Genomic DNA, 23,027 nt, shown 5'->3' with positions numbered 1-23,027 from the left:
CCCTCAACCACGCGCCAGGCCCCGCGAAGATCGATTCGCGGGGCCCGGCGCGGTCGGTTCGGATCAGCTGGTGGGCTGGTCCGAGACGGTGATCTTGCCCTCGATGATCTGGGCCTTGTAGCCCTCGAGGACCGCCTGGAGGTCGGCGTCGATCTTGCCGCCCGAGGTGGAGTAGCCAACGCCGTCCGACTTGAGGTCGAAGACCTTCGGCAGGGAGGCCAGGTCGTTCTTGGCCGACGCCTTGATGAAGTCGTACACCGCCACGTCGACGCGCTTGATCATCGAGGAGACGATGACGTCCTTGCTCTCCGCGACGGTGGTCTGGTTGTACTGGTCGGAGTCGACGCCGATGGCCTTGACGTTCGCGGCCTTCGCGGCGGAGAAGACGCCCTTGCCCGACGCGCCCGCGGCGTGGTAGAGCACGTCCGCGCCCGCGTCGATCTGGCCCTGCGCCGCGACCTGGCCCTTGGCCGGGTCCTGGAAGCCGGTGAAGTCGCCCGCCGGGGTCAGGTACTTCTTCTCGATCTTGATGTCCGGCGCGGCGGCCTTGGCGCCCTGGAGGTAACCGGCCTCGAACTTGCCGATCAGCGGGGTCTCGACGCCGCCGACGAAGCCGACGTGGCACTTGGCGCTCTGGTAGGCGGCGATGACGCCCGCCAGGAACGAGCCCTGCTCCTCGGCGAACACCAGCGGGGTCACGTTGGACGCGCCCTCGACGCTGCCGTCGACGATCGAGAACTTGACGTTCGGGAACTCCGGCGCGACCGTCTTGAGCGACTCCGCGTAGGCGAAGCCGACCGTGACGATGACGTTGAAGCCCTCGCTGGCCATCTGGCGCAGGCGGGTGACCTTGGCGTCCTCGGCCTCGTTCGGGGCCGCGGTCAGCTCCTTGACGTCCTTCAGGCCGAGGTCGGCCTTCGCCTTGTCCAGGCCGGCGGCGGCGGCGTCGTTGAACGACGCGTCGCCGCGCCCGCCGATGTCGTACGCGAGGCCGACCTTGAGCGCGCTGCCGTCCACCTTCTCACCGGTGGTGGCGCTCGTGGAAGACGTGGCGGCGGCGGCCGGGGGCTTCTCGGCGAACTTGCAGCCCTCACCGGCGGCGCTGGTGGACCCGCCACCCGTGGAACCGGTGTCCTTGGCGCACGCCGCCATGGACAGGACGCTGGTCAACGCGACAGCGGTGACCGCAAAGCCGCGCAGTTGACGACGCACTGCTCGTCTCCCTCCCTGCTCTGTCGAGCAGACAACTCCCGACTCGCAGCGGTCGGGCTCCGAGTGGTGGACCGTACCCCGTGGTAATGACGATCGCGCACGTGCAGGCCCGCCGTGACCTAATCGTTGGTGCCTCGACCCACTACCGCCACTCGACGTAACAATCTCGCCCCGTTCGGTGATCAACAACTACGCAGGGTGAGCTTTGAACCACGGGAGACGAACACCCGTAAAACACTCGGGAAGGCTGGGGCCAACGGCGGGGTCCCAGCCTTCCTTTTGGTCAACGGTTGACAGAACACCCTGCTCCCGACGTCCCGGCGCGGCGGCGGAACCCGGTCGGGACGTCCCCGCAGCAGGCCACCGCGCCCCCCTTCCGGGCGAACCGCGCCGGACGGGCCCATCACCGCCCGCAGCCACCGCCCCACCGCCGCCCGCAGGCGGGAACAGACCCCTAGGTGGCGGTGGTTAGCCCGTTGGTGGCACGTTGGATCCGCGTTGGCGGACTGGGGTTCAGTCCAGTCTGCACCGGTATCCCCCCAGGAGGTTGGCGTTGGACCCCCAGCAGTGGCTTGGCAACTTCGAGGCCAAGCTGGCCGATTTGCAGCAGAAGTCGGCCGACCTCCAGGAGAACTACGCGGCGGCCAGCGCGACCGTGACCAGCCGCGACGGTGCGGTGAAGGTGACCGTGGGCCCCAACGGCGGCCTGCAGAACCTGGAACTGGGCCACCGCGCGACCGAGCTGGGCGCGGCCCGGCTCACCGCGCTGATCATGGAGACGGCCCGCGCCGCCCAGAAGCAGGCGGCCACGAAGGTCATGGAGGCCTTCGCGCCGCTCGGCGAGGGCACCGAGGCGATGCAGTTCGTCAAGGACTCCATCCCCGACGACGGCCCCGGCGAGGACGACGAGCGGGACGACTACGCGGCCCAGGAGCCCGAGCCCCAGCGGCAGCAGGCGCCCCCGCAGCCACCGGTGCCCCCGTACGCGCAGCAGGCGCAGCAGCGCCCCGCCCCCGCCGCCAGGCCCGCGGCCCGGCGGCCCGCCGAGGACGACGACGAGAACCAGCCGTGGTGAGCGGCGCAGCGACCGTGGTGAGCGCAACAGCCGTGCCGAGCAGGAGGTCCTGAGCCGTGGAAGTCATGAACATCACCGAGGAGAACGAGCTCAAGGGCTCCCTCTTCATCTCGGCGTTCGACGAGCTGATCGACTCGGTGGGCAAGGAGGCCGAGACCGAGACCGAGCACGTCCTCGACATCACCTTCGCCGCCATCGGCGCGGCGTCGTCGCTGGCGATGCTCGCGGTCGACCCGTTCGGCACGATCCTGGGCGCGGGCATCGGCTGGCTCATCGAGCACCTGGTGTTCCTGCGCGAGCCCCTGGACATGCTCATGGGCGACCCCGACGACATCAACGCGAACGTCGAGGCGCACAAGGCCCAGGCGGCCGAGATGCGGATCCTGGCCGAGGACCACCGCAAGGGCCTGACCAACGTGGACGGCTGGAGCGGCCAGTCCGCCGAGAGCTTCCAGAAGAACATGGAGGCGCTGGGCGGCGAGCTGGACTCGCTGGCCAACTCGGTCGAGACCAAGGCGAAGATCGTCGCGATCTGCGGGATGCTCGTGCAGGTCCTGCGCGACATCGTGCGCGACATGATCGCCCAGTTCCTGGGCTCGCTGCTGGCGGGCGCGATCGCCGCCGCAGCCGCCGCGTTCTTCACGTTCGGCGCGTCCATCGCGGGCTTCATCGGGTACGCGATCGGCAAGGCCGTCGCGCTGGGCGTGAACATCGCCTCGCGCCTGGCGAAGCTGACCGCCGCGCTGTCGCGCCAGATGGGCCGGATCAAGAACCTGGACGAGATCACCGACGGCATCAGCAAGAACTGGAAGCGGTTCGAGAACGTCGCCGACGTCGCCGAGGTCAGCTACGAGGCCTGGAAGGCGCAGAAGGGCGTCGACCGGCACATCGACAAGGCCCTCGAAGAGGACGCGGTCAAGGACAAGCAGACCGAAGAGGGCAAGAAGGTCTCCGACGCCAGCGACAAGGCGAAGGCGGCCAACGACAAGTACTCCGAGTACAAGGACGCCGAGGCCAAGGCGGGCGAGAACGCGTCCAAGGCCAACGAGGAGCTGAACGCCGCCTCGAAGAAGGCCGGGGACGCGAACACCAAGGTCCAGTCGGCGATCGACGAGGCCAACGCGGCCAGCGCGCGCGGCGACCAGGCGGGCTACGAGGCCGCCATGTCCAAGTACGACAGCGCCAAGTCCGAGGCCGACTCGGCCCGCGCCGAGGCCACCCGCGCCGCCGAGAAGGCGGCCGAGGAGGCCAGGAACGTCGCGGACGCCGCCGAGAAGAGCCAGAAGGCGCTCGACGACGCGAAGCCCGCCGACCAGGCGGCCAAGGACGCGTACAACGAGTACAAGAAGAACAACCCGAGCGGCGACGAGGCGCGGGACAAGGCCGAGAGCGCGCTGACGGCCAAGAACGACGCCGCCAAGGAGGCGAACGCCGCCTACGAGAAGGCGAGCCTCGACGCGGCCAGGGCGAACGCGGAGGCGGCCGAGGCCAACGCCAGGGCGTACTCCTCGGGCAGCGACGCCGACATCGCGGCGGCGGACAAGGCGAGCAAGGAAGCCGAGGCCGCGGGCAAGAAGGCCGAGACGGCGGCGAACGACGCCAAGTCCGCGGGCACGGCGGCGGAGCAGAGCTTCAAGGAGTACGAGCAGAAGTACCCGTCCAAGGAGAGCGGCGGCGGCGGTGACGCCCCCAAGGGCGGCAGCCCCGAGGTCACCACCTGAGCCAGCCCTTCCGGCACGGCAACCACTAGCAGCGGAGACAGTCGTTCATGGCGAAGTTCGGCGGCGGAGCGGACCCCGGCAGTTCGAGCCCGAACCCCGGAAGCTCGAACCCGAACCCCTCGGGCGGCGGTGGCTCGACCCCGTCACCCGGCTCGTCGGGCGGTGGCCCGACGGGCAACTCGGGCTTCTCCATGAACGACTCCTCCATGCAGGGGTTGCAGTCCAGGGCGGGTGACCTCCAGTCGAGGTTGACCGCCATCACCGGCGGGCTGCGCGGGTTGCAGCTCGGCGGGAACGCGCTGGGGCCGCTCGGCATCGTGGCGGTCCCGGCGCTGAACGCGTCGAACGGGAAGACCGTCGAGCAGGCGAACAACGCCGCGAACACGATGGGCAAGGTCCAGGAGGGCATCAGGGCCACCCGCGAGACGCACTTCCAGAACGACCAGTTCGCGCGGGACCAGTTCACCAAGATCAACCCGGACGCGGGCGCGCAGAAGCCCGCGGGCGCGGCGGGCGGGCTCATCGGGGCGCCGTCCGCGCAGGGGCCGAAGACGAGCCAGACGACGAACGTGCCCGGCGCGTCGACGTCCGGGCAGATCGGCACGACCGGTCCGCAGGGGCCGAAGACCAGCCAGACGACGAACGTGCCCGGCGCGACCGGGACCGGGCCGCTGGGGACCAAGGGGCCCGGCGGGGCGCAGGTCAAGGCGCCGACGAACGTGCCCGGCGCCACCGGGACGGGGCCGCTGGGGACCAAGGGGAACACGGGCGGGGCGCAGGTCAAGGCGCCGACCAACGTGCCCGGTGCCACGGGGACCGGGCCGCTGGGGACCAAGGGGAACACCGGCGGAGCGCAGGTCAAGGCGCCGACCAACATCCCCGGCGCCACCGGGACCGGGCCGATCGGGTCTCCGACGACGGCCGGTGGGTCCCAGGTCAAGGCGCCGACGAACGTTCCCGGCGCGACTGCCACTGGCGCGCTGGGCACCAAGGGGCCCGGCGGGGCGCAGGTCAAGGCGCCCACCACAGTTCCTGGCGCGACCGCGACCGGTGCTTTGGGCACCAAGGGACCTGGTGGGTCCCAGGTCAAGGCACCGACGAACGTGCCCGGTGCCACCGCTACTGGCGCTTTGGGCACCAAGGGGCCCGGTGGGTCCCAGGTCAAGGCACCCACCAACGTCCCCGGTGCGACCGCTACTGGCGCTTTGGGCACCAAGGGGCCCGGTGGGTCCCAGGTCAAGGCACCCACCAACGTCCCCGGTGCCACGGCTACCGGCGCTTTGGGCACCAAGGGGCCCGGTGGGTCCCAGGTCAAGGCACCCACCAACGTCCCCGGTGCGACCGCTACTGGCGCTTTGGGCACCAAGGGGCCCGGTGGGTCCCAGGTCAAGGCACCCACGAACATCCCCGGAGCCACCGCCACTGGCGCGCTGGGCACCAAGGGACCCGGCGGATCCCAGGTCAAGGCACCCACCACCGTCCCCGGCGCAGGTGGCGTGGGCAGCGTGCCGAAGGCGGGCGCGGTCGGCGGGCCGTCGGTTGGCGCGTACACGCCGCCCACCGGTGGCACGCAGGGGCCGTCCACCGGCGTGCGCGGCAGCACGAGCACGGGTGGCGCGGTCGCGACGCCGCCCTCCCCGACCGGGTCGACCGGTGGCAGGGGCGCGACGCCCGGCATGGGCGGCGTTCCGCCGATCTCCCCGGCGGGCTCGCCCGCGACGGCGGGTGGCGGCGACCGGGGCGGGTCGAAGTACGTCACGCCGAGCACGCCCAAGGGCGTGTTCGACACCGGCAAGTCGCCGATCGGCAGCAACGGCACGATCTCGTCCGCGCCCAAGGCGGGCACGGACGTGCCGACCGCCAAGCCCTCCGCGTCGCCCACCACGGGCGGCGGCGGGGCGCCGAAGATCCCGACGCCGAGCGCGGGCTCTTTCGGCGGCGTCCCGACCGCGACGCCCACCGGCTCCTCGCCGACCGGGTCGGCTCCCGGCTCGGCTCCGGGGTCGCCGTCGGTCACGTCGCCGACGTCGCAGACCGGGACGCCGACGGCGGCCAGGCCGAACGCGGGCGCGACCGGGATGGGCACGCCCATGGGCGGCATGGCCGGTGCGCCCGCCGCGGGTGCGGGCGGCGTGCCGAACGCCGGTGGTGACCGGGGCGGGTCGAAGTACGTCACGCCGGGCACGCCGAAGGGCGTGTTCGACACCGCGAAGCCCCCGGTGACCGGCGACGGCACGATCAAGAACGCGCCCACGTCCAACTCGTCCACCCCCGGCGCGGCGCCGACCCCGACGCCGAAGGTGCCCACGGCGACGCCGAGCACCCCGCCGGTGACCGGCGGTTCGACGCCTCCCGGTTCCACGCCCGGTTCGACTCCCGGCACGACTCCCGGTGGCGCGCCGAAGATCCCGACGGCGATGCCGAGCACGCCGCCGGTGACCGGTGGTTCGGTGCCAGGCGCCACGCCGGGCACCCCCGGTGCGACGCCGGGCGCGGTGCCCGGTTCGACTCCCCCGTCCCAGACGGCGCAGCCCGGTGGCGCCCGCCCCGGCGCCCCGACCGGACTCGGCACGACGCCGCCGATGGCGGGCGGCATGGCTCCCCCGCCCGCAGCGGGCGGCGCGGTCCCCCCGGCGGGCACGACGGGCGGCGGCTCGAAGTTCGGCGGCCCGAGCACGCCGAAGGGCGTGTTCGACGCGCCCAAGCCCCCGGTCAGCGGCGACGGCACGGTGAAGACGGCGCCGACGTCGGGCCCGTCCACGCCTGGCGCGGCCCCGACGCCGACCCCGAGGACGCCTGCGGCGACCCCGCCGGTGGGCGCGCCGAGCACGAACACGCCGAGTGCGAACACGCCGGGCGCCACTCCTGGCGCGAACACGCCGGGCAACCGGGGCGGCCTCGGCCTGCCGCCGACCGCGACGCCCGCGCCGGGCGCGCAGACGGGTGTCCCCGGCACGAGCACGCCCGCCACGCCCAGCCCGAACACCGGCACGAACGCTCCCGGCACGAACACGGGCTCGAACACGCCAGGCGCGCAGGGCAACCGGGGTGGTCTGGCCACGCCGCCGCCGATGGCGGCCACGCCGCCCGCGCCGTCGCCCACGACGTCCACCCCCGGCTCCCCGTCCACGACCACCCCGCCCCCGGCGGGCAGCGCGGGCAACCGGGGCGGCCTGAACGCACCGCCGCCGTCCGGCGCGGTGAACACGCCCGCCCCGTCGCCCGCGAACCAGCCCGGCGCGACCACGCCGGGCGCGCAAACCCCTGGCGCGCAGGGCAACCGGGGTGGCTTCACGCCTCCGGTCAGCGCCCCGACGACCGCGCAGCCGAGCACGCCGTCGCCGAGCAGCCCGACGCCCGGCACCTCCACGCCGAGCCCCCAGACGCCCGGCACGCCGCCCCCGGCGAGCAACCAGGCACCCGGCACGCCGTCGCCGACCAGCCCGACGCCCGGCGCCTCCACGCCGAACGCCCAGACGCCTGGCACGCCGTCCCCGGCAGGCCAGCCGCAGAGCACTCCGCCCCCGGCGAGCCAGACGCCCGGCACGCCGTCCCCGGCAAGCCAGACGTCCGCTCCGGGCACGCCCGCGGCGAACCCGCAGGGCACCCCGGCGGCGAACCAGCAGGGTGCGAACCCCCCTGGCGCGCAGGGCAGCAGGGGCGGCCTGAACGTGCCGCCCGCCGCAGCGCCGACGCCGGTCGCCCCGAACACCCCGCAGGTCACGCCTGCGACGTCCACGACGCCCCCGGCGGCCCCTCCGGCTCCGCCCGCTGCGCCGACGCCGTCTCCGGCGAGCACGCAGTCGCAGCCCACCCCGGCGCCGAGCACGAGCGCCCCCACCACGAACCCGACCCCGCCGCCCACGGCGAGCACTCCGGGGACGAGCGCGCAGCCGCCGAGCACCCAGTCGCCTACGACGCCCCAGCCCGCGCAGAGCACCCCGCCGCCGAAGGCGGGCCCGGTCGGCGCGCCTCCGGTCGCGTCCCCGCAGGTCAGCGCGCCGACCGCGCAGCCGACCAGCACCCCGACCCCGGCTCCGCAGCACCAGTCTGCCCACACCCCGGCCGCCCACACTCCGGCCGCCCAGTCCCCGGTCACGCCGCCCCCGGCAGCCCCGACCCCGGCCGCGCAGACCGCACCGCCGACCGCGCAGCCCACGAGCACGCCGTCCCCGGCGACGCCGACCGCGCAGCCCACTCCGACCCCGACGCCCGCGCCGCCCACGGCGAGCACCCCGCAGGCCACGCCGCCCACCAGCGGCCCCTCGGCCACGCCGCCCGCGAGCACCACGCCGCCGAGCAGCACCAGCCCGAGCACCCCCGCGCCAGCAACCACGCCACCGAGTACGCCCGCCCCGGCAGGCGCCACGCCGAACACCCCGGCACCGGGAAGCACGGGGCCCAAGGCAGGCGCGGACACCACTCCCGCGCCGACCACCGGCAACCCGACCGCGACCCCGACGGCCACCCCGCCTGCGGCGAACGCCCAGACCAGCACCCCGCCCACCGCGCAGACGCCCGGCGCGACCACGACGGTCCTGCCCCCGAACGCGCAGCCGCCCGCCGGGCAGCAGCCGTCCGGCAAGGCCGCCGACGGTTCCACGCGCCCCGGCGACCCGAACGCCCAGCCGGTCGTGGCCCCGCTGCCCGTCGCCACCCCGACCCCGCCGAGCACGTCCCGGCCCGCGCCCACCAGCGCGAACCCCGACGCGCGCGGCTCCCAGGTCGACCCGGACGCGGTCGTCGTCAACCCGGACCTCCAGGCCAAGCTCGACGCGGCGTTGGAGGCCAACGCCAAGGGCCACCCCGGCCCCGACCTGTCCACCCAGCGCCCCGACTTCCCGCCGACCCGCGCCGACGCCTGGGGCAACTACAAGCAGGCCGAGCACAACCTGGTGCAGGCCAAGGCCGACCTCGACGCCGCGCAGCAGCGGCACGACGTCGCGGGCTCCAGCAACGCCCCCAAGGACCTGGTCGACGCCCAGGCCAAGTTCGACGCGGCCAAGTCCGACTTCGACGCCTCCGTCCAGGACGTGCGCGCCTGGGGCAACGACCCGGCCACCCTGCTCGACACCGAGGCCGACCTGCGCGCGCAGTCCCTCAAGGACAACCCGCGCCTGCTCGGCGGTGGCCGCGACACCGACGCCCAGTTCATCAAGGACATGCTGTCCCCCGACAGCACCGTCCCCCTGCCGCCGACCGTCACCCCGGCGACGGCCACGGCTCCCCCAGCGCCCCCTGCGGACACCGCGTCCACCTCGGCGAACCCGGACTCCACGCCCAACCCCGACGCGCCCACCCCGAACGGCCCAGCCACCCCCGAGGTGGACACCCCCGCCGTCACCCCGGACCAGCAGGCCCAGCTCGACGTCCACGGCGCCGTCCCGGTGCGGGTCGACGGCAAGGACGCGCCCACCAGCTTCGCCAACGCGATCACCACGACGCTGGACGTCAACCGCGACCCGAGCAACCCGAACCTGAAGCCGGAACCGGCCGTCGCGCCCGTGCTGAACGCCGACGGCAGCGTCGACATGACCGGGACGGCCAAGGCCGCCGACGCCCAGGTCTACGTGCTCAAGCCCGACGGCACGTTCGCAGGCCCGTTCGGCCCGGTCACCGGACGCATCACGCACGTCGTGCAGGACGGCCCCGACGGGCCGGGCGCGCGGTTCAACGCGATGAAGGAAACGAACTTCTACGCGCGCAAGGACCTGTCCTTCCCCGGTTCGAGCAAGCTGCCCAGGGAGGGCAGGCAGCCGCAGCAGGAGATCATCCACCGCGGCGACTTCGAGGTCGTCACGGTGGCGGGCAAGCACTACGCCAAGATCTACACCGCCGTCGTGCACCCGGCCGACATCAAGGTCGAGAACGGCGTCGTGCAGTCCGAGCACAAGGACATCCAGCAGGGCCCGGACGGCAAGATCATCGCCAGCGCGGGCAGCACCAAGGACTCCGCGAAGCTCTGGGTGGGCGGTGGCAGGCCCGGTCGCGCGCTCCAGTGGCTCGCCAAGTACGACGCGGCCGAGACCGGCAAGCCGCTGCCCGGCGGCGTCACGACGCAGCCGGTGCTGCGCTCGTTCCTGGTGCCCGCCAGCGACCTCAACGCCATCTCGTCCAAGTCCGTCCCCGAGTCCAAGCTCGGCGCGTTCCCCACGGCGACGACGAACGTCGACCGGACCGCCGACGCGAACCAGTACGGCATCGGCACGCAGGACCTGCCCGACCTGGCCGACCACGCCCTCCCCGGCTCGCTGACCACCTACGGCCCGTCGGACGGCAAGGGCGGGGCGACCATCCCGCAGCCGGACGCGGCCGGGCGCCCCGAGCCGATCGGCAACCTGTACGAGCAGGCCGGTCTGCCCGCCGACTTCAACTCGAACGCGCTGGGCAACAAGTACGACCCGTGGATGAGCCTGACCCCGGACCCGGCCAGCCCCGGCAACTCCAAGGGCTCGTTCAAGAACGACCCGGTCGAGCTGTCCAAGATCGCGGCCGAGCTGCGCGAGCACGTCACCACGTACAACCAGGCGAAGCAGGACCCGTCGCTGCGCACGCCGAACCACGTGATCGACCCGAACACCACGCTGTCGCCGAACCAGGCGCAGAACGCGAACGCGTCCACGGTCGCGACCGACTTCGACGCCCGCTACCGCAACCTGAACCAGTTCCTCAGCTCGGTCCCACCGCTGTCGGAGAGCCTGACCCCGCTGAAGAACGACGTCCTGTCCACGGCCCCCGGCGCGCTGGGCGACGTGCTCTCCCAGACGGGCACGCCCAAGGTCGACGACGGGGCGTTCGCCAAGGCGATCGACAGCGCGCTCAACCCGCCCGACCGCACGCTCAAGGACGGCAGGACCGTCCCGACGCCCGGCCCGGTCGCCAGCGCGCTGAAGAACCCCACCAACGACTTCCAGCAGGCGAAGGGCAACGGCAACACCCCCGCCACGATCAAGAAGCACCTCTCCGACGGCTTCCGGGACGGCAGGGACTTCGACGCGGCGGTGGTCACCCCGACCGCCGACAAGATCATCAACTCGATCCTGGGCCACCCCGACCTGGCCCTGCTGAGCGACAGCAGCAAGGCGGACCTCGACGCCCAGTACCGCGCCGCGATCGAGCCCGTGATCAGGGAGCAGTACCAGGACATCTCCCAGCTCACCAAGAAGGCCCCCGACAACAACGGCTACACGCTGCCCGCGCTCAAGCCGGACGGTTCAGCGGCCCCGTTCGTGCTCCAGGGCAACAACCTGGACCTGTTCAACCAGCGGGTGGACCAGGCCGTCCGGGACGTCACCTCGGGCCCGCGCGTGCACCCGACGAACGGGCCGATCGAGCTGCGGATCGACCCCGGCAAGTTCGAGTCGACGGTGCGGGACAACGTCGTCGGGCCGGTCGTGGACAAGGCGCTCACCGACTTCACCAGCCGCGACCTCGTCGGGGACATCAACGCCGACGCGGACGGCGTCAAGGCCGACATCCGGGACAACGTCCTCCCGCAGCTCAAGGACGCGCTCGGCACCGAGCTGAACACCAACAGCGCGCTGAACCTGGTCGACCCGGACGCCCGCGCCGAGATCGCGGACAAGGTCGCCGCCAAGGCCGACCAGGACTCGCAGAAGGCGCTGGGGAACTTCACCTTCCAGCCGGTCGACCCCGCGAAGGTCGACGCCACGATCAAGACCGCCGAGACGCTGGCCGTCCAGGCGGAGATCGGCGCGCTCCTCGCGGACGACGCGAAGCGGATCGAACTGGACTTCAACACCAGGGAGATCAACACCGACGGCAAGGGCCCGGACGGCAAGGACCTCGCCCCGTTCGACAACGACTTCCACGGCTGGAAGTCGGGCGCGGACGCGACGTTCGCCAACCAGCGCGAGTTCGGCGCCAAGCTCAGCGACATCCTGGCCGACCCCGACGCCAAGCCCAAGGCGGCCATCGACGCGCTCATCAACGAGTACGGCCCCCTCATGGGCGAGCCGAACCTCCAGGGCAAGTTCGACGAGGTCGCCACCAGGCAGACCGGGAACCCCTACCGGGACGGCGCGACCAAGGGCGAGTACACCTTCTACGAGCACGCGCAGATGGTGCTGGGCCAGTACCAGGACCTCACCAGGAACGACCCGACGCCTGCGGCGGACCGGTTCGTGTCGCCGGACACGATGGCCAAGGCCATCCTGTTCCACGACATCGAGAAGGTGAACGCCAAGAACCAGTTCGGCGGTCAGAAGGGGCCGAAGGCCGAGGTCGCGGAGGCGCCCTCCGGCAACGCGAAGGGCAGGCACGACGCCGAGCCCGAGCACAAGCTCGCCGTCGACCTGATCGAGCGCAACAAGGGGCTGTGGGACAGCCCGCGCGACGTCGCCGCGGCCAAGGCCCTCGTCGACTCCGACCCGATCGGCTGGTACCTGCGCGGTGAGCACGACGCCGACACGGCGTTCAAGTTCATCACCGACCTGGCCGACCGGCTCGGCGACCCGGACCCGAAGAGGGACACCCCGAACCCGGACAACCCGCGCAAGATGTTCGAGGAGTTCCACCAGTACTACCAGGCGGACTTCTCCTCCTACACCAAGCACAGCGACTTCGACCCGACCGTGGCGCACCCGGACGGCCCGGCAGGCAGGCCGGGGCCCACCGCGCCGCCGAACGCGTTCAACGACTTCTTCGTCCCCAACAACGACCCGAACGCCGGGGGCATCCAGCGCACCGATGACGGGCGGGCCTACCAGTACGCGCCGCCGAAGGACCCCGGCGCCAAGGACTACCCGGCGCGGATCGACGCGCTGGCGAAGATGTTCGAGTCGCCGCAGACCGTGCGCGACCACATGACCCGCATCAACGAGGCCGACGCCAGGGCAGAGGGCGGCAGGCTCGGGATGCCGGACGGGCAGCTCGGGCTCAGCCCCGAGCTGCGGGCCCAGTTCGACGCCGCGCTGCACGCCGACGCGAACGGCCACCCCGGCCCGAACCTCGGCAAGCAGCGCGAGGGCTTCCCGTCGACCCGCGAGCAGGCTTGGGGCGACTACAAGCAGGCCGACCACGGCGCCCGCCAGGCGAACGCCGACCTGGTCGACGCGGAGGCGAAGCTCAACACCGCCAACGCCGCGCTGGACCCGAACAAGCCGGTGGTCCCCGGCAACAGCACCCCGAACCGGTCGGTCGCGGACGCCAGGGCCGACTACGAGGCGGCGAAGGCGAACGCGGCCAACGCGGACGCGGCGCTGAAGCGCGCCGACGCCGACGTGCGCGCCTGGGGCAACGACCCGGCCAGCGTGAAGGCGGCCGAGGCGAAGCTGCTGGAGCAGTCGCTCAAGGACAACCCGAGGGCGCTGGGCGGCAGCAGGCTCGACGCGGCCCCGCCGCAGTCGAACGCCCAGCCGAGCACCCAGCCGACCCCGCAGCCGAGCACCCAGCCGCGCCCGGAGGCGCAGGCAAGGCCGGACACCCAGTCCAGGCCGGGCGGCCCGGTCCAGCCGGACGCGCAGCCCCGCTCGACCTCGCAGGCCCGACCGGACGCGCAGGCCCAGCCGAACAGCCAGGCCCAGCCGCGTGACAACGGCCCCGCGCAGCCCGACACCCGGCGTGACCGGGGCGGGAACACCCCCGGTGACGTCTCCGGCTCCGGCCGGGGCGACCGGGGCGGCGTGCCGCCGCAGGACGTGCGGACGCCTGAGGTGGACGCGCCGAGCCCTCGCACGCCCGACGCCGACTCGCGCCCCGAGCGCGCCGAGTCGAGCGCCAACCCCGAGCCCGCGCTGCCGAACGCGCCCGCGCCGCAGCGCGACTACACGCCTCCGGCCGCGCAGCAGGAGAAGCTGAACATCCACGGCTCCGAGGCGGTCGACGTGCCGGGCACGGGTCCGGTCGACACGATGGTCAACGCCATCGCGGTGGCAGTGGAGCCGCACTCGGCCGAGAAGCGCGCCGCACTGGTCGACAAGATCAACAGCAATCTGCGGGGCACCCCGAACCCGGACCTCGACACCGTGGCCAAGGCCGCCGACGCCAAGGTCTACGTGCTCAAGCCCGACGGCGACTTCACCCCCAGGCCGTACGGCGAGGTGACCGGCAAGACGGTCCACGTCGTCGCGCAGAACAACGACCCGGCGGCGGGCAGGTTCAGCGGCGTGGAGCAGGTCCGGTCCATCGGCCTGCCCGGCGTGAACTACCCCGGCCCGACGAAGTGGGACGCGGGCGCCAAGGGCAAGGACGAGACCCTGCACCGCAGCGACTTCGAGGTCGAGACGGTGGCGGGCAAGCACTACGTGCGGATGTACACCGCGATCGTCAACCCGATCGACATCAGCACGTCACCGCGCAAGGACATCCAGCAGGACGCCGACGGCAAGATCACGATCCACACCGGCAGCAACAGCCAGCTCTGGGTGGGCGGCGGGCGGCCGATGCGGGCGGCCCAGTGGGCGGCCAAGTACAAGATCACGGATGGCGGCAAGCCCGCCGAGTCCGGCGTCGGCGTCAACGAGCCGGTGCTGCGGTCGTTCCTGGTGCCGCTGGAGAACTACCTGGACGTCACCAACAACGCCGTCCCGGAGCAGAAGGCGAAGCAGTTCAAGTCGCCCGAGGGCGACCTGCCCACGATGAACGTGGACCACGCCGGTGACGCCAACCAGTTCGGCGTGGGCCCGAAGGAGTTGAAGGGCCTCCAGGACAACGTCCTGCCCGGCTCGCTGATCACCTACACCTACGCGGCCGATCCCGACGCCATCCCGATGCGCTCCCAAGCGGGCCGCGTCGAACCCATGGGCAACGTGCACGCCACCACCGGCATCCCGGCGGGCTTCGAGTCCACCGTGCTGGGCACGAGGCTGGACCCGTGGTTCGAGTGGAAGCCGGACCCGAAGAACCCCGGCAAGGACACCGCGACCTTCCAGAACGACGCGGGCAAGCTCAAGGACATCGCCGCCGAGCTGCGCCAGCACGTGGCCACCTACGACCAGCGCTACCACGACGGCCCGGACTACAACGCGCTGCTGGAGGCGGACACCACCGCCGCCCCCGCCGAGCGGGCGAAGCCGAAGGACGGGTCGGCCTTCCAGCCCGGCGCCGACCGGGCGACCCGTGACCTGCAGCTGAACAAGTTCCTGCTGGACGCGCCACCCGTCGCGGCGCAGCTCTCCGGGATCAAGGACGGCGTGCTGTCCACCGCGCCCGACGCACTGGCCGCGGTGACCAACGAGATCACCGCCACGCCCCAGGTCGACCAGAAGGCCTTCGCCGACGCCCTGGCCGCGAACGTCGAGACGGAGCTGACCCGGTCGCTTCCGAGCGCGCTGGCGGAGCTGTCCAGCAACTGGCGCTCGCCCAAGGAGCTCGGGAAGATCATGGCGACCGGCAAGCCGGTCACCGAGTCGTTCTCCTCCGCCGTGGTCACCCCCACCGCGGACAAGCTCGTCGCGGACGCGGTCGCGGACGTCCTCGCCAACCCGAAGCTCGCGACGGCCACCAGCGCGGAGAAGAACGCGATCGCGGCCGTCGTCAAGGCGCACTACGACCCGCTGGTGCGGGGCGCGGTCGAGAACGCGCTGGCGAAGCCGGGCAAGGACGTCAAGGGCGCGGCGATCAACAACCGGATCAGGTTCCTGCCCGCCGAGGTGGGCACGAGGCTGGCGGCCCTGCCCGAGGTGGACCCCGCGCTGCTGCCCGGCCCGATCACCCCGGCCGACGTCAAGGACGCGGTGGGCGCCCAGCGCCCCGCCGACCTGGCGACCCTGGTCACGGACGCTGGCGGCCAGCCCCCGAAGAGCGGGTCCAACCTCGACAAGCTCATGGACGGCGGCTTCAGCAGGCCCTCGGTGCCGTTCGGGGAGGTCGTGCTCGACCCGCTCGTCGACAAGATCGTCGACGGGATCGTCGCCGACCCGAAGTTCGCGCCGCTCACCGGCGCCAGCAAGGACCTGTTCACCACGCCCGAGTACAAGGCGAGCGTCCGGGACGCGATCCAGGCCAAGCTGGACAGCATCGCGCAGGGCGGCTCCAAGCCCTGGTTCGGTCCGAAGGAGAACTTCGCGCCGACCGACCCGAACACCTTCAAGATCACCGGTGAGTTCGACGGCTCGGTCGTCCCGAAGCTGGAGATCGGCCGGGCGGACCTGGTCGACGCCGCGACGCGGAACGTCTTCCCCTCCGTGGTCGCCCCGCAGCTCGACTCGCTGGCGGCCAAGGACTACATCGGCGCGCTCAACAACGGGTCGCCCGACCTGGTCGACGACATCAGGAACGTGCTGCCCGACCTGAAGGAGCAGACCGAGAAGGCGCTCAGGGAGCACCCGAACCTCGACCTGGTGTCGCCGGACTACCGAAACGCCATCGCGAGCGAGGTCGCCGAGCGCGCGAACACGCGGTCCGAGGCGAACCTGGCCCGGTTCGAGTTCGGCGCCGTCGACATGGAGGCCCTCTCCGACTTCATGCACGGCACGGTGCAGGACGTGGCCACCCAGGCCGCGATCGGCGCCGAGCTGTCCTCGCACTCCTCCGAGATCGCGGTCGACCTCGACGTCAAGACCAGGGAGCAGGGCCCGCACGAGAACGTCTTCGGCGACAGCACCCCGGAGACGCGGAAGAGCGAGTTCGAGACCCAGCGCGACGTCGGCGTCGACCTGGACTCGATGGTGTGGGGCGACGGCACGCGCGGCAAGGAGCTCGTGGACAAGCTGATCCAGGAGTTCCCCGAGCTGAGCCGCAAGTACGACGAGGTCACCACGCCACTGGCGGGCAACGCGGGGAAGCCGAACCGCGAGGCCCACAAGAGCGACAAGGTCCAGACCTTCTACGAGCACGCGCAGATGGTGGTCAACCAGTACCTGGACCTGACCAAGACCGACCGCGACAGCGAGAGGTCCCGGTTCATCGCGCCGGAGACGATGGCCAAGGCCATCCTGTTCCACGACATCCAGAAGAACAACGCGAAGACGCTCTACGGCGACGGCAAGGACCTGCACGACCGCGAGCCCGAGCACAAGCTCGCCGTGCAGATGATGGGCAACTACCGGGGCCTGTGGGCGAGCCCGCGCGACTTCGAGGCCGCCAAGGCCATCGTGGACTCCGACCCGTTCGGCTTCTACCTGCGCGACGGCAAGGGCAACGACGCGGACACCACGTTCGCGTTCATCAACGACCTCGCCGACCGGCTGGGCCCGCCTGACCCGAACTCGCCGAACACCGACGCGGTGAAGGCCGAGAACGCGGCCAAGCTGTTCGCCGAGTTCCACCAGTACTACCAAGCGGACTTCTCGTCCTACAGCTCGCGCAGCGACTTCTCCCTGCGCTACGACGCGGACGGCAAGCCCGTCGCGGACTACACGCCCGGCAAGATCCAGGACGAGGCCTTCGCGAAGGAGTTCGCGAACCCGGAGGCCAAGCAGTACACGCCCACCGCGGACGGCCGCCACTACCAATACGCATCGAACTACCAGGCGAAGATCGACGCACTGGCCGGCATGTTCGCGGACCCCGCGACGACGCTGGAGCACCGCGAGCGCGTCCGCGGCGCCGAGGGCCCGAAGCCCGCCGAGCAGCAGCCGCCCGCGCACCGGTGGCCCTCGGAGAACCAGGGGGCCGACACGGGCTCGGCGAACCCCGAGGCGCGGTCGCCGCAGGCGCCCGCCCCCGACGGTGCCCGGAACGCGCCGTCCGGCACCCCGCCGCGCGGTGACGCGGCCCCCGCCCGGCCCGCGCCGGATGGGCGCGCGCCCGAGCGGTCGTTCGACTCCGAGCCCGGCGCCGCGCTGGACGCCAGGCAGACCGCGCAGCTCGACTCGCTGGTCTCCGACATCGCCGAGACCAACTCGATGCGCGAGAGCCGCGGTTACCAACCCGCGGTGGTCGAGGTGTCCGGGCCGAACGCGCGGGCCGTCGTGGACGCGCTCGGCGAGCGCGGCGTGGCGGCCGACGTCCGCGAGAGCGGCGGTCGCACGACCGACGTGCACGTGGACTACGACCTGAAGCGCCCCGGCGACACCACGCCGCCGTTCGCGAACGGCCCCTCTGCCGTGAACCCGGTCGGCACGCCGGACGCGCGCACCGGAGCGGACGCCGACGTGGACGCGCGCCCGGACGTCGACGGCAGGGCGGACCGGGACGCAGCCTTCCTCGACGTGCTGGACGTGCTGGAGAGCAACCCGCCCAAGGCCGTCGAAGCACACCCGGTCCTGGGCGACCCGAGCTGGCGGCACAGCACCGCCACCACCGCGCCGTGGTTCGAGCCGAAGTCCCCCGTCTCCGCCGACGCCATCGCGGCGGCGCGGGAGAGCACGCCGGTCACCTCACGGGTGCGCGGCGAGGACGCCGGGCTGTTCGAGAACAGCCGCGTGCACCGGGATGCCGACGGCCGCATGCGGATGGACATGAAGCCGTGGCAGAGCCCGATCGCGTACGACGTGCGCGATCTCGACGTGAACGGCGTCAAGGTCCGCGACGTCACCGTCAACATCGAGGTGGCGGCGCGCAACCCCGAGGTCGAGGCCAAGGCCAAGGCCGGGGTCGAGGCGCTGTTCAACCAGGGCAACCGGCTGCCCAGCGGCGCCCAGTTCAACGTGAACGTCGAGTTCACCACGGAACCGCTGGGCGTCCACCGGCCGGTCGAGTTCCCGAGCGGCGGCAGGGCGAACCAGCTGAGCTGGCCGGTGAACTCCACCCCGCAGGTGCTGGCGCACGAGGTCGGGCACTTCCTCGGCCTGTTCGACGAGTACACGGACACGGGGAAGAACCCCGCGCCCCAGCCGGTCTTCAACCAGAAGGGCGGCGCCCGCGTCCTCGACGACGCGGGTCCCATGACGAACCGCTTCGGCGAAGCGGGCGCCTCGCTCAAGCCGCGCAACCTGTGGCAGATCGAGACCCGGATGGAGGGCCTGGAGTCCCCGGTGCGCGGCGCGCCCGCTCCCCAGGTGGACGGCCGCCCCGCGCAGGCCGCCCCGTCCGCGCCCAGCACGTCCAAGGGCAAGGGCCGGGACAACGGGCAGAACCAGCGGAACCAGCCGCCGAACAGGGACAAGGGCGACGGGCCGAACCGGCGCGGCGACGACCCCGGCAAGGGCAAGGGCAAGGGCCGGGGCGGTCGCGACGGCAACGCCCCCGGCGGCTCCGGCCGTCGGGGCGACCAAGGCGCCCCCGAGGTCCGGCAGACCCCGCAGGACAACCGGCCCGACAACCGCGCGCCCAACCCCAGCGGCACGGACGTCTCGCAGGTGGTCGCCCCGCCGCCCGCGTCGGTGCGGCTGGACCAGAGCCTGCGCAACGCCAAGTTCGACGCGCTGGTCGACGGCCACGCTGAGCCCTCCACCACCAAGGACAACTACCTCGCCAAGACCAAGGAGAGCGGGGAGAAGAACCAGCCCGTCTCCTTCGTGGTCAACGCGATCACGAGCATCGACGACCTGCGGGCGAACCTGGACGCGTTCGTCGCCGAGCTGAAGCCCGGCAGCGACCTCGACGGCAAGGTCGCCGTGGTCATCGGCGTCAACCAGCGCGACGGGCAGGCGCCGAACCTCGACGCGTTCGCCGAGCAGGTGAGCGGGCTCGACCTGCCGGTCGCGCTCGTGCCGGTGTCGTACACGCCGAACGAGCGGGGCTTCCCGCACGGCGCCGTGCGCAACAGCACCCTGGACAGCGAGGCGACCCGGTTCGCCACGAACGCCATGCTGGCGAACGACTCGCACCCGTACCTGTCGTTCCAGGACTTCGACAACGGGTCGCGGAGGATCGAGTCGGGCGAGCACTCGTTCGACTACATCGCGAACTCGCTGAAGAACGAGAACGGGGCCGCGCCCGCGAGCCGCCCGCTGATGATCAGCGGCGGCTACCGGGTCGACCTGGACACCGACGCCAAGCTCGACGCGCTGATCGACGAGACCAGGACGCGCGTCGAGAAGCTGCTCGCGGAGGCCCAGGCGACCGCGAACGCGCCCACCGACCACATCACCAACAACCGCGAGCGGCGCAACGCCGAGCACCGGGCCAGGCGCGCGGGCGAGGACCTGGCGAAGCACCGGGAGGCGCTGCGGGTGCTCGACCAGCAGCCGAGGGCGTTCGCCGAGCAGTTCAAGAGCATCATCGACCTGGACATGATGACCAGGGCCGAGCAGGCGAAGACGCACCCGACGATCCCCTACTCGCCCGAGCCGAACCTGTTCGTGGACGCGGTCGTGCCGATGGTGCACGGCGACGTCCGCTTCTCGCCGACCGGCGCGGAGATGACGAACCTGACCGGCGGTCTGGCCAAGGTCCAGGCGCACGAGCTGGGCGTCGCCCACGCCGAGAAGACCAGCGCGGACGGGGCGAGCCAGGCCGACAAGGACAACGCGCACTCGCGGCTGGAGGTCGACGCCGCGAACAACCGGAACGAGTTCCGGGGTGAGGCGTTCGCGCCGCACTTCACCGACGCGGCGACGGCCACCGACCTGAGCAGGCTCGCGGCGGGCTACCTGTCGACCGGCAAGCTCCCGCAGACCCACATCGAGCTGAACACGGTGCTCAGCCGGGTCTTCGAGCAGAACGGCGGCAACGCCAGGCCCGCGTACGACCAGTTCCGAGCGGGCTTCGCGGACGCGGACCCGAGCCTGCGCGACCCGCTTGCGGGCGACCACCGCCCTGCGGGCACGGACCCGCTGGTCACCAGCGACGGCTCCGGCCGGGGCTCGCTGCACAGCACGACGTCCACCGACACCGGCGCGGGGCGGCCCGCCGAGCTGCCCGGCGCGAGCCGGGAGGTGCTCGGCTCCGGGCCGAACACCCGCTCCGGCCTCGGCGACGTCGACGCCGAGCGGCGCGCAGCGGCGGTCAACATCGCCATGTCCGAGCCGCACAGCGCGATGCGACAGGACTTCGCGCGGCTGCGCGACCACGTGAAATCGGACGTGGACACCCTCCGGGCGCGCCAGGAGGTCGCCTCGACGCGGCAGTCCGTCGAGAGCGCGGCCAAGCAGAGCCAGGCCTACTCGAACGCGATCGACAACGCGCGGGGGCTCGTGGAGAGCACCCGGCAGCAGCACGCGCGGGAGACCGACGCCGGGAAGCGCACCGAGCTGGCGGCCGAGCTCGCCAGGCTGGAGAAGCAGGTCACCGACCTGACCGCCAGGCGCGACGGGCTGGACGCGCGGCGCGCCGAGCACGAAGCGCGCATCCCGGCTCTGGAGGGGCGCGTCGATCAGCTGGCGCGCGCGAGCACTCCCCCGGAACCCAAGCCCGGCAGCCTGTTCGACGCGGTGCACCAGGCGACCGGCGATCGAGGTCCGCTGGCTTCCGACCTGCGCGACGCGGTGCTGCGGAACGGCGTCGAGGCGGCGCCGAAAGCGACGGCGAACCGCCCGTGGAACGCGCCGCAGAACCAGCTCGACGCGATGGTCGAGTTCCGCGTGGCCAACCCGATGCACCAGGGCGACCTGGTCAACGCCTTCGGCCAGCACCAGCCGCACGTGCGGCTACCGGAGGCCGACGCGCGGCCCGGCGCCACGACGCCGGACGCCGACGCCGACGCGCGCAGCGCCGAGAACGCGCGCGAGTTCGCGCTGCGGATGACAGCGACCGAGCTGAACCGTCCGATCGTGCTGCACTCCCCGGACGGCTCCACCAGGCAGGTCGACCCGTTCCTGCCCGGCTGGACGTCCTCGCCGGTGGAGCTGGACGTCGCGCCCGGCCAGAACGGCAGGCCCGTCTACAGCCCGCGCGGCCTCAACCAGGAGCCGTCCGGCGCACGCGCGCCGAGCGTGCCCCCGACGAGCACGCCCGCCCCGCGCGCGCCGGAGGCCGACGCGCCCCGGTCCCGGTCCAACCCGGAGCCGGTCCCGCCGAACGCGCCGTTGCGCGAGACGTTCCGGAACCTGTTCCGGCCCTCGGACGCGCGCACCGCCGACGTGGCGCTGGACGACCTGTCGACCACCGGCGGGCGGACCGACGCCACCCCGTCCACCACGCCGAACACGGCCCCGGCTCCGGTCGACGGCACCGCTGTGCCCGAAACCGGGACCACCGGGGTGGACGGCGGGATCGAGAGCACCACCGACGGCGACGCGCGCACCGACGTGCCGCCGACGGACACGACCACCGACACCACCACCAAGCAGCTCGACACCGCCCTCCTGCCCGAGTTCGTCCGGGACAGCTCCGCGCTCGGCACCATCGCCGTCCGGGACGTGCACGGGGCCGCCCAGGTCACCGCCGCCGTGCCGAACCTGCCCGCCGCCGACGCGGCGCGCATCCAGCACGCCGTCAACACCGAGTTCGAGACCTTCCTCGGCGGTGGCCGGAACTTCCAGGTCAAGATCGACGGCAAGTGGCGCGAGATCAACATCAAGGCGCAGCTCGACCTGCCCGCCACCGGGAGCATCACCACCACCCCAGCGCCCGGCACGACCAAGGTGGACACCGCCGTGCAGAGCGGCACCTCCACCTCGCAGGGCCAGGCGATCACCACCGCCAACGAGATCGGCGCGTCCGGCGCCTACAGCCAGCTCGCGGGGCCGTACGTGTCGGCGGGCGCCAAGGCCAAGATCGCCACGCCGGTGGTGGGCCAGCAGACCTCCTCCACCACGGTCGACCAGCGGATCATCCGCTCGGCGGAGAGCTCGGCCTCGGCGACCGTGCCGGTGACGTTCACGGTCAACACCACCGACGTCTCCGGCCGCTTCCCGAACGGCCCCGCCGCGCCGGCGAGCACGACGCCGGGCGCCACCCCGGCCGTGCCCGGTCCGCAGACCGTCACCGGCAGCGTCGACCTCCAGATCCCCGACACCCTCACCAAGATCGGCGAGTCCGGGGCCACGCTCCGCGCCGACGGCCAGGTCACCCAGGGCGCCCCGATCACCGACCCGGCGGTGGGCGCGAACCTGGACAACCCGGTGCCCGAGGCCGTCTCGGTGCACGACTCGGCCAAGGCCTTCGCGGACGCCCAGCTCCTGCTGCACCCGTCGGTCACCGCGCTCGGCGCCCCCGGCCGCTCCGGGCTCCAGGACTTCCTCAGCGGCACGAACATCCGCCGCAACCTCGGCCCCATGCTCAACGGCTGG

The 23,027-nt window shown here is 72.6% G+C and carries 5 protein-coding genes (1 of these 5 running past the window's edge); 3 read left to right on the top strand and 2 right to left on the bottom strand.

What is annotated here, in order from left to right; translation table 11 throughout:
• Positions 1–63: 63 nt before the first annotated feature.
• Positions 64–1,200 carry a BMP family lipoprotein gene (locus LV78_RS17030; protein ID WP_253846292.1) on the bottom strand — a complete coding sequence of 379 codons (1,137 nt, stop codon included), beginning with the start codon at positions 1,198–1,200 and terminating at the stop codon, positions 64–66.
• A gap of 565 nt (positions 1,201–1,765) precedes the next feature.
• Between LV78_RS17030 and LV78_RS17025 the strand changes: the two genes are divergently transcribed.
• Positions 1,766–2,287 carry a YbaB/EbfC family nucleoid-associated protein gene (locus LV78_RS17025; protein WP_253846211.1) on the top strand — a complete coding sequence of 174 codons (522 nt, stop codon included), beginning with the start codon at positions 1,766–1,768 and terminating at the stop codon, positions 2,285–2,287.
• A gap of 65 nt (positions 2,288–2,352) precedes the next feature.
• Entirely contained in the window at positions 2,353–4,008 is a 1,656-nt protein-coding gene (locus tag LV78_RS17020) for a hypothetical protein (protein WP_253846291.1), read from the top strand.
• Positions 4,009–4,033: 25 nt separating this feature from the next.
• On the opposite strand, the gene LV78_RS17015 is transcribed toward LV78_RS17020, so the two are convergent.
• A complete protein-coding gene (locus LV78_RS17015; protein WP_253846210.1) occupies positions 4,034–8,758 on the bottom strand; it encodes a hypothetical protein in 4,725 nt (1,574 codons plus the stop codon).
• On the opposite strand from LV78_RS17015, the gene LV78_RS17010 reads away from it, so the two are divergent.
• Positions 8,643–23,027: the 5' end (the start) of a toxin glutamine deamidase domain-containing protein gene (locus LV78_RS17010; protein ID WP_253846209.1), read on the top strand. It continues 16,848 nt past the right edge of the window; only the first 14,385 of its 31,233 coding nucleotides appear in the window; its start codon is at positions 8,643–8,645; the stop codon falls past the right edge of the window. The two genes, LV78_RS17015 and LV78_RS17010, sit on opposite strands and share 116 nt — an antisense overlap.

It is taken from the genome of Actinosynnema pretiosum, assembly GCF_024171695.1.
GTDB lineage: Bacteria > Actinomycetota > Actinomycetes > Mycobacteriales > Pseudonocardiaceae > Actinosynnema > Actinosynnema pretiosum.
The sequence above is the reverse complement of the archived record's forward strand: the minus strand, read 5'-3'. Positions and strand labels throughout refer to the sequence as shown.

Coding starts and splice junctions, on each gene's coding strand:
- LV78_RS17020 (WP_253846291.1), top strand. CDS start 2,353: ATGAACATCACCGAGGAGAACGAGCTCAAGGGCTCCCTCTTCATCTCG.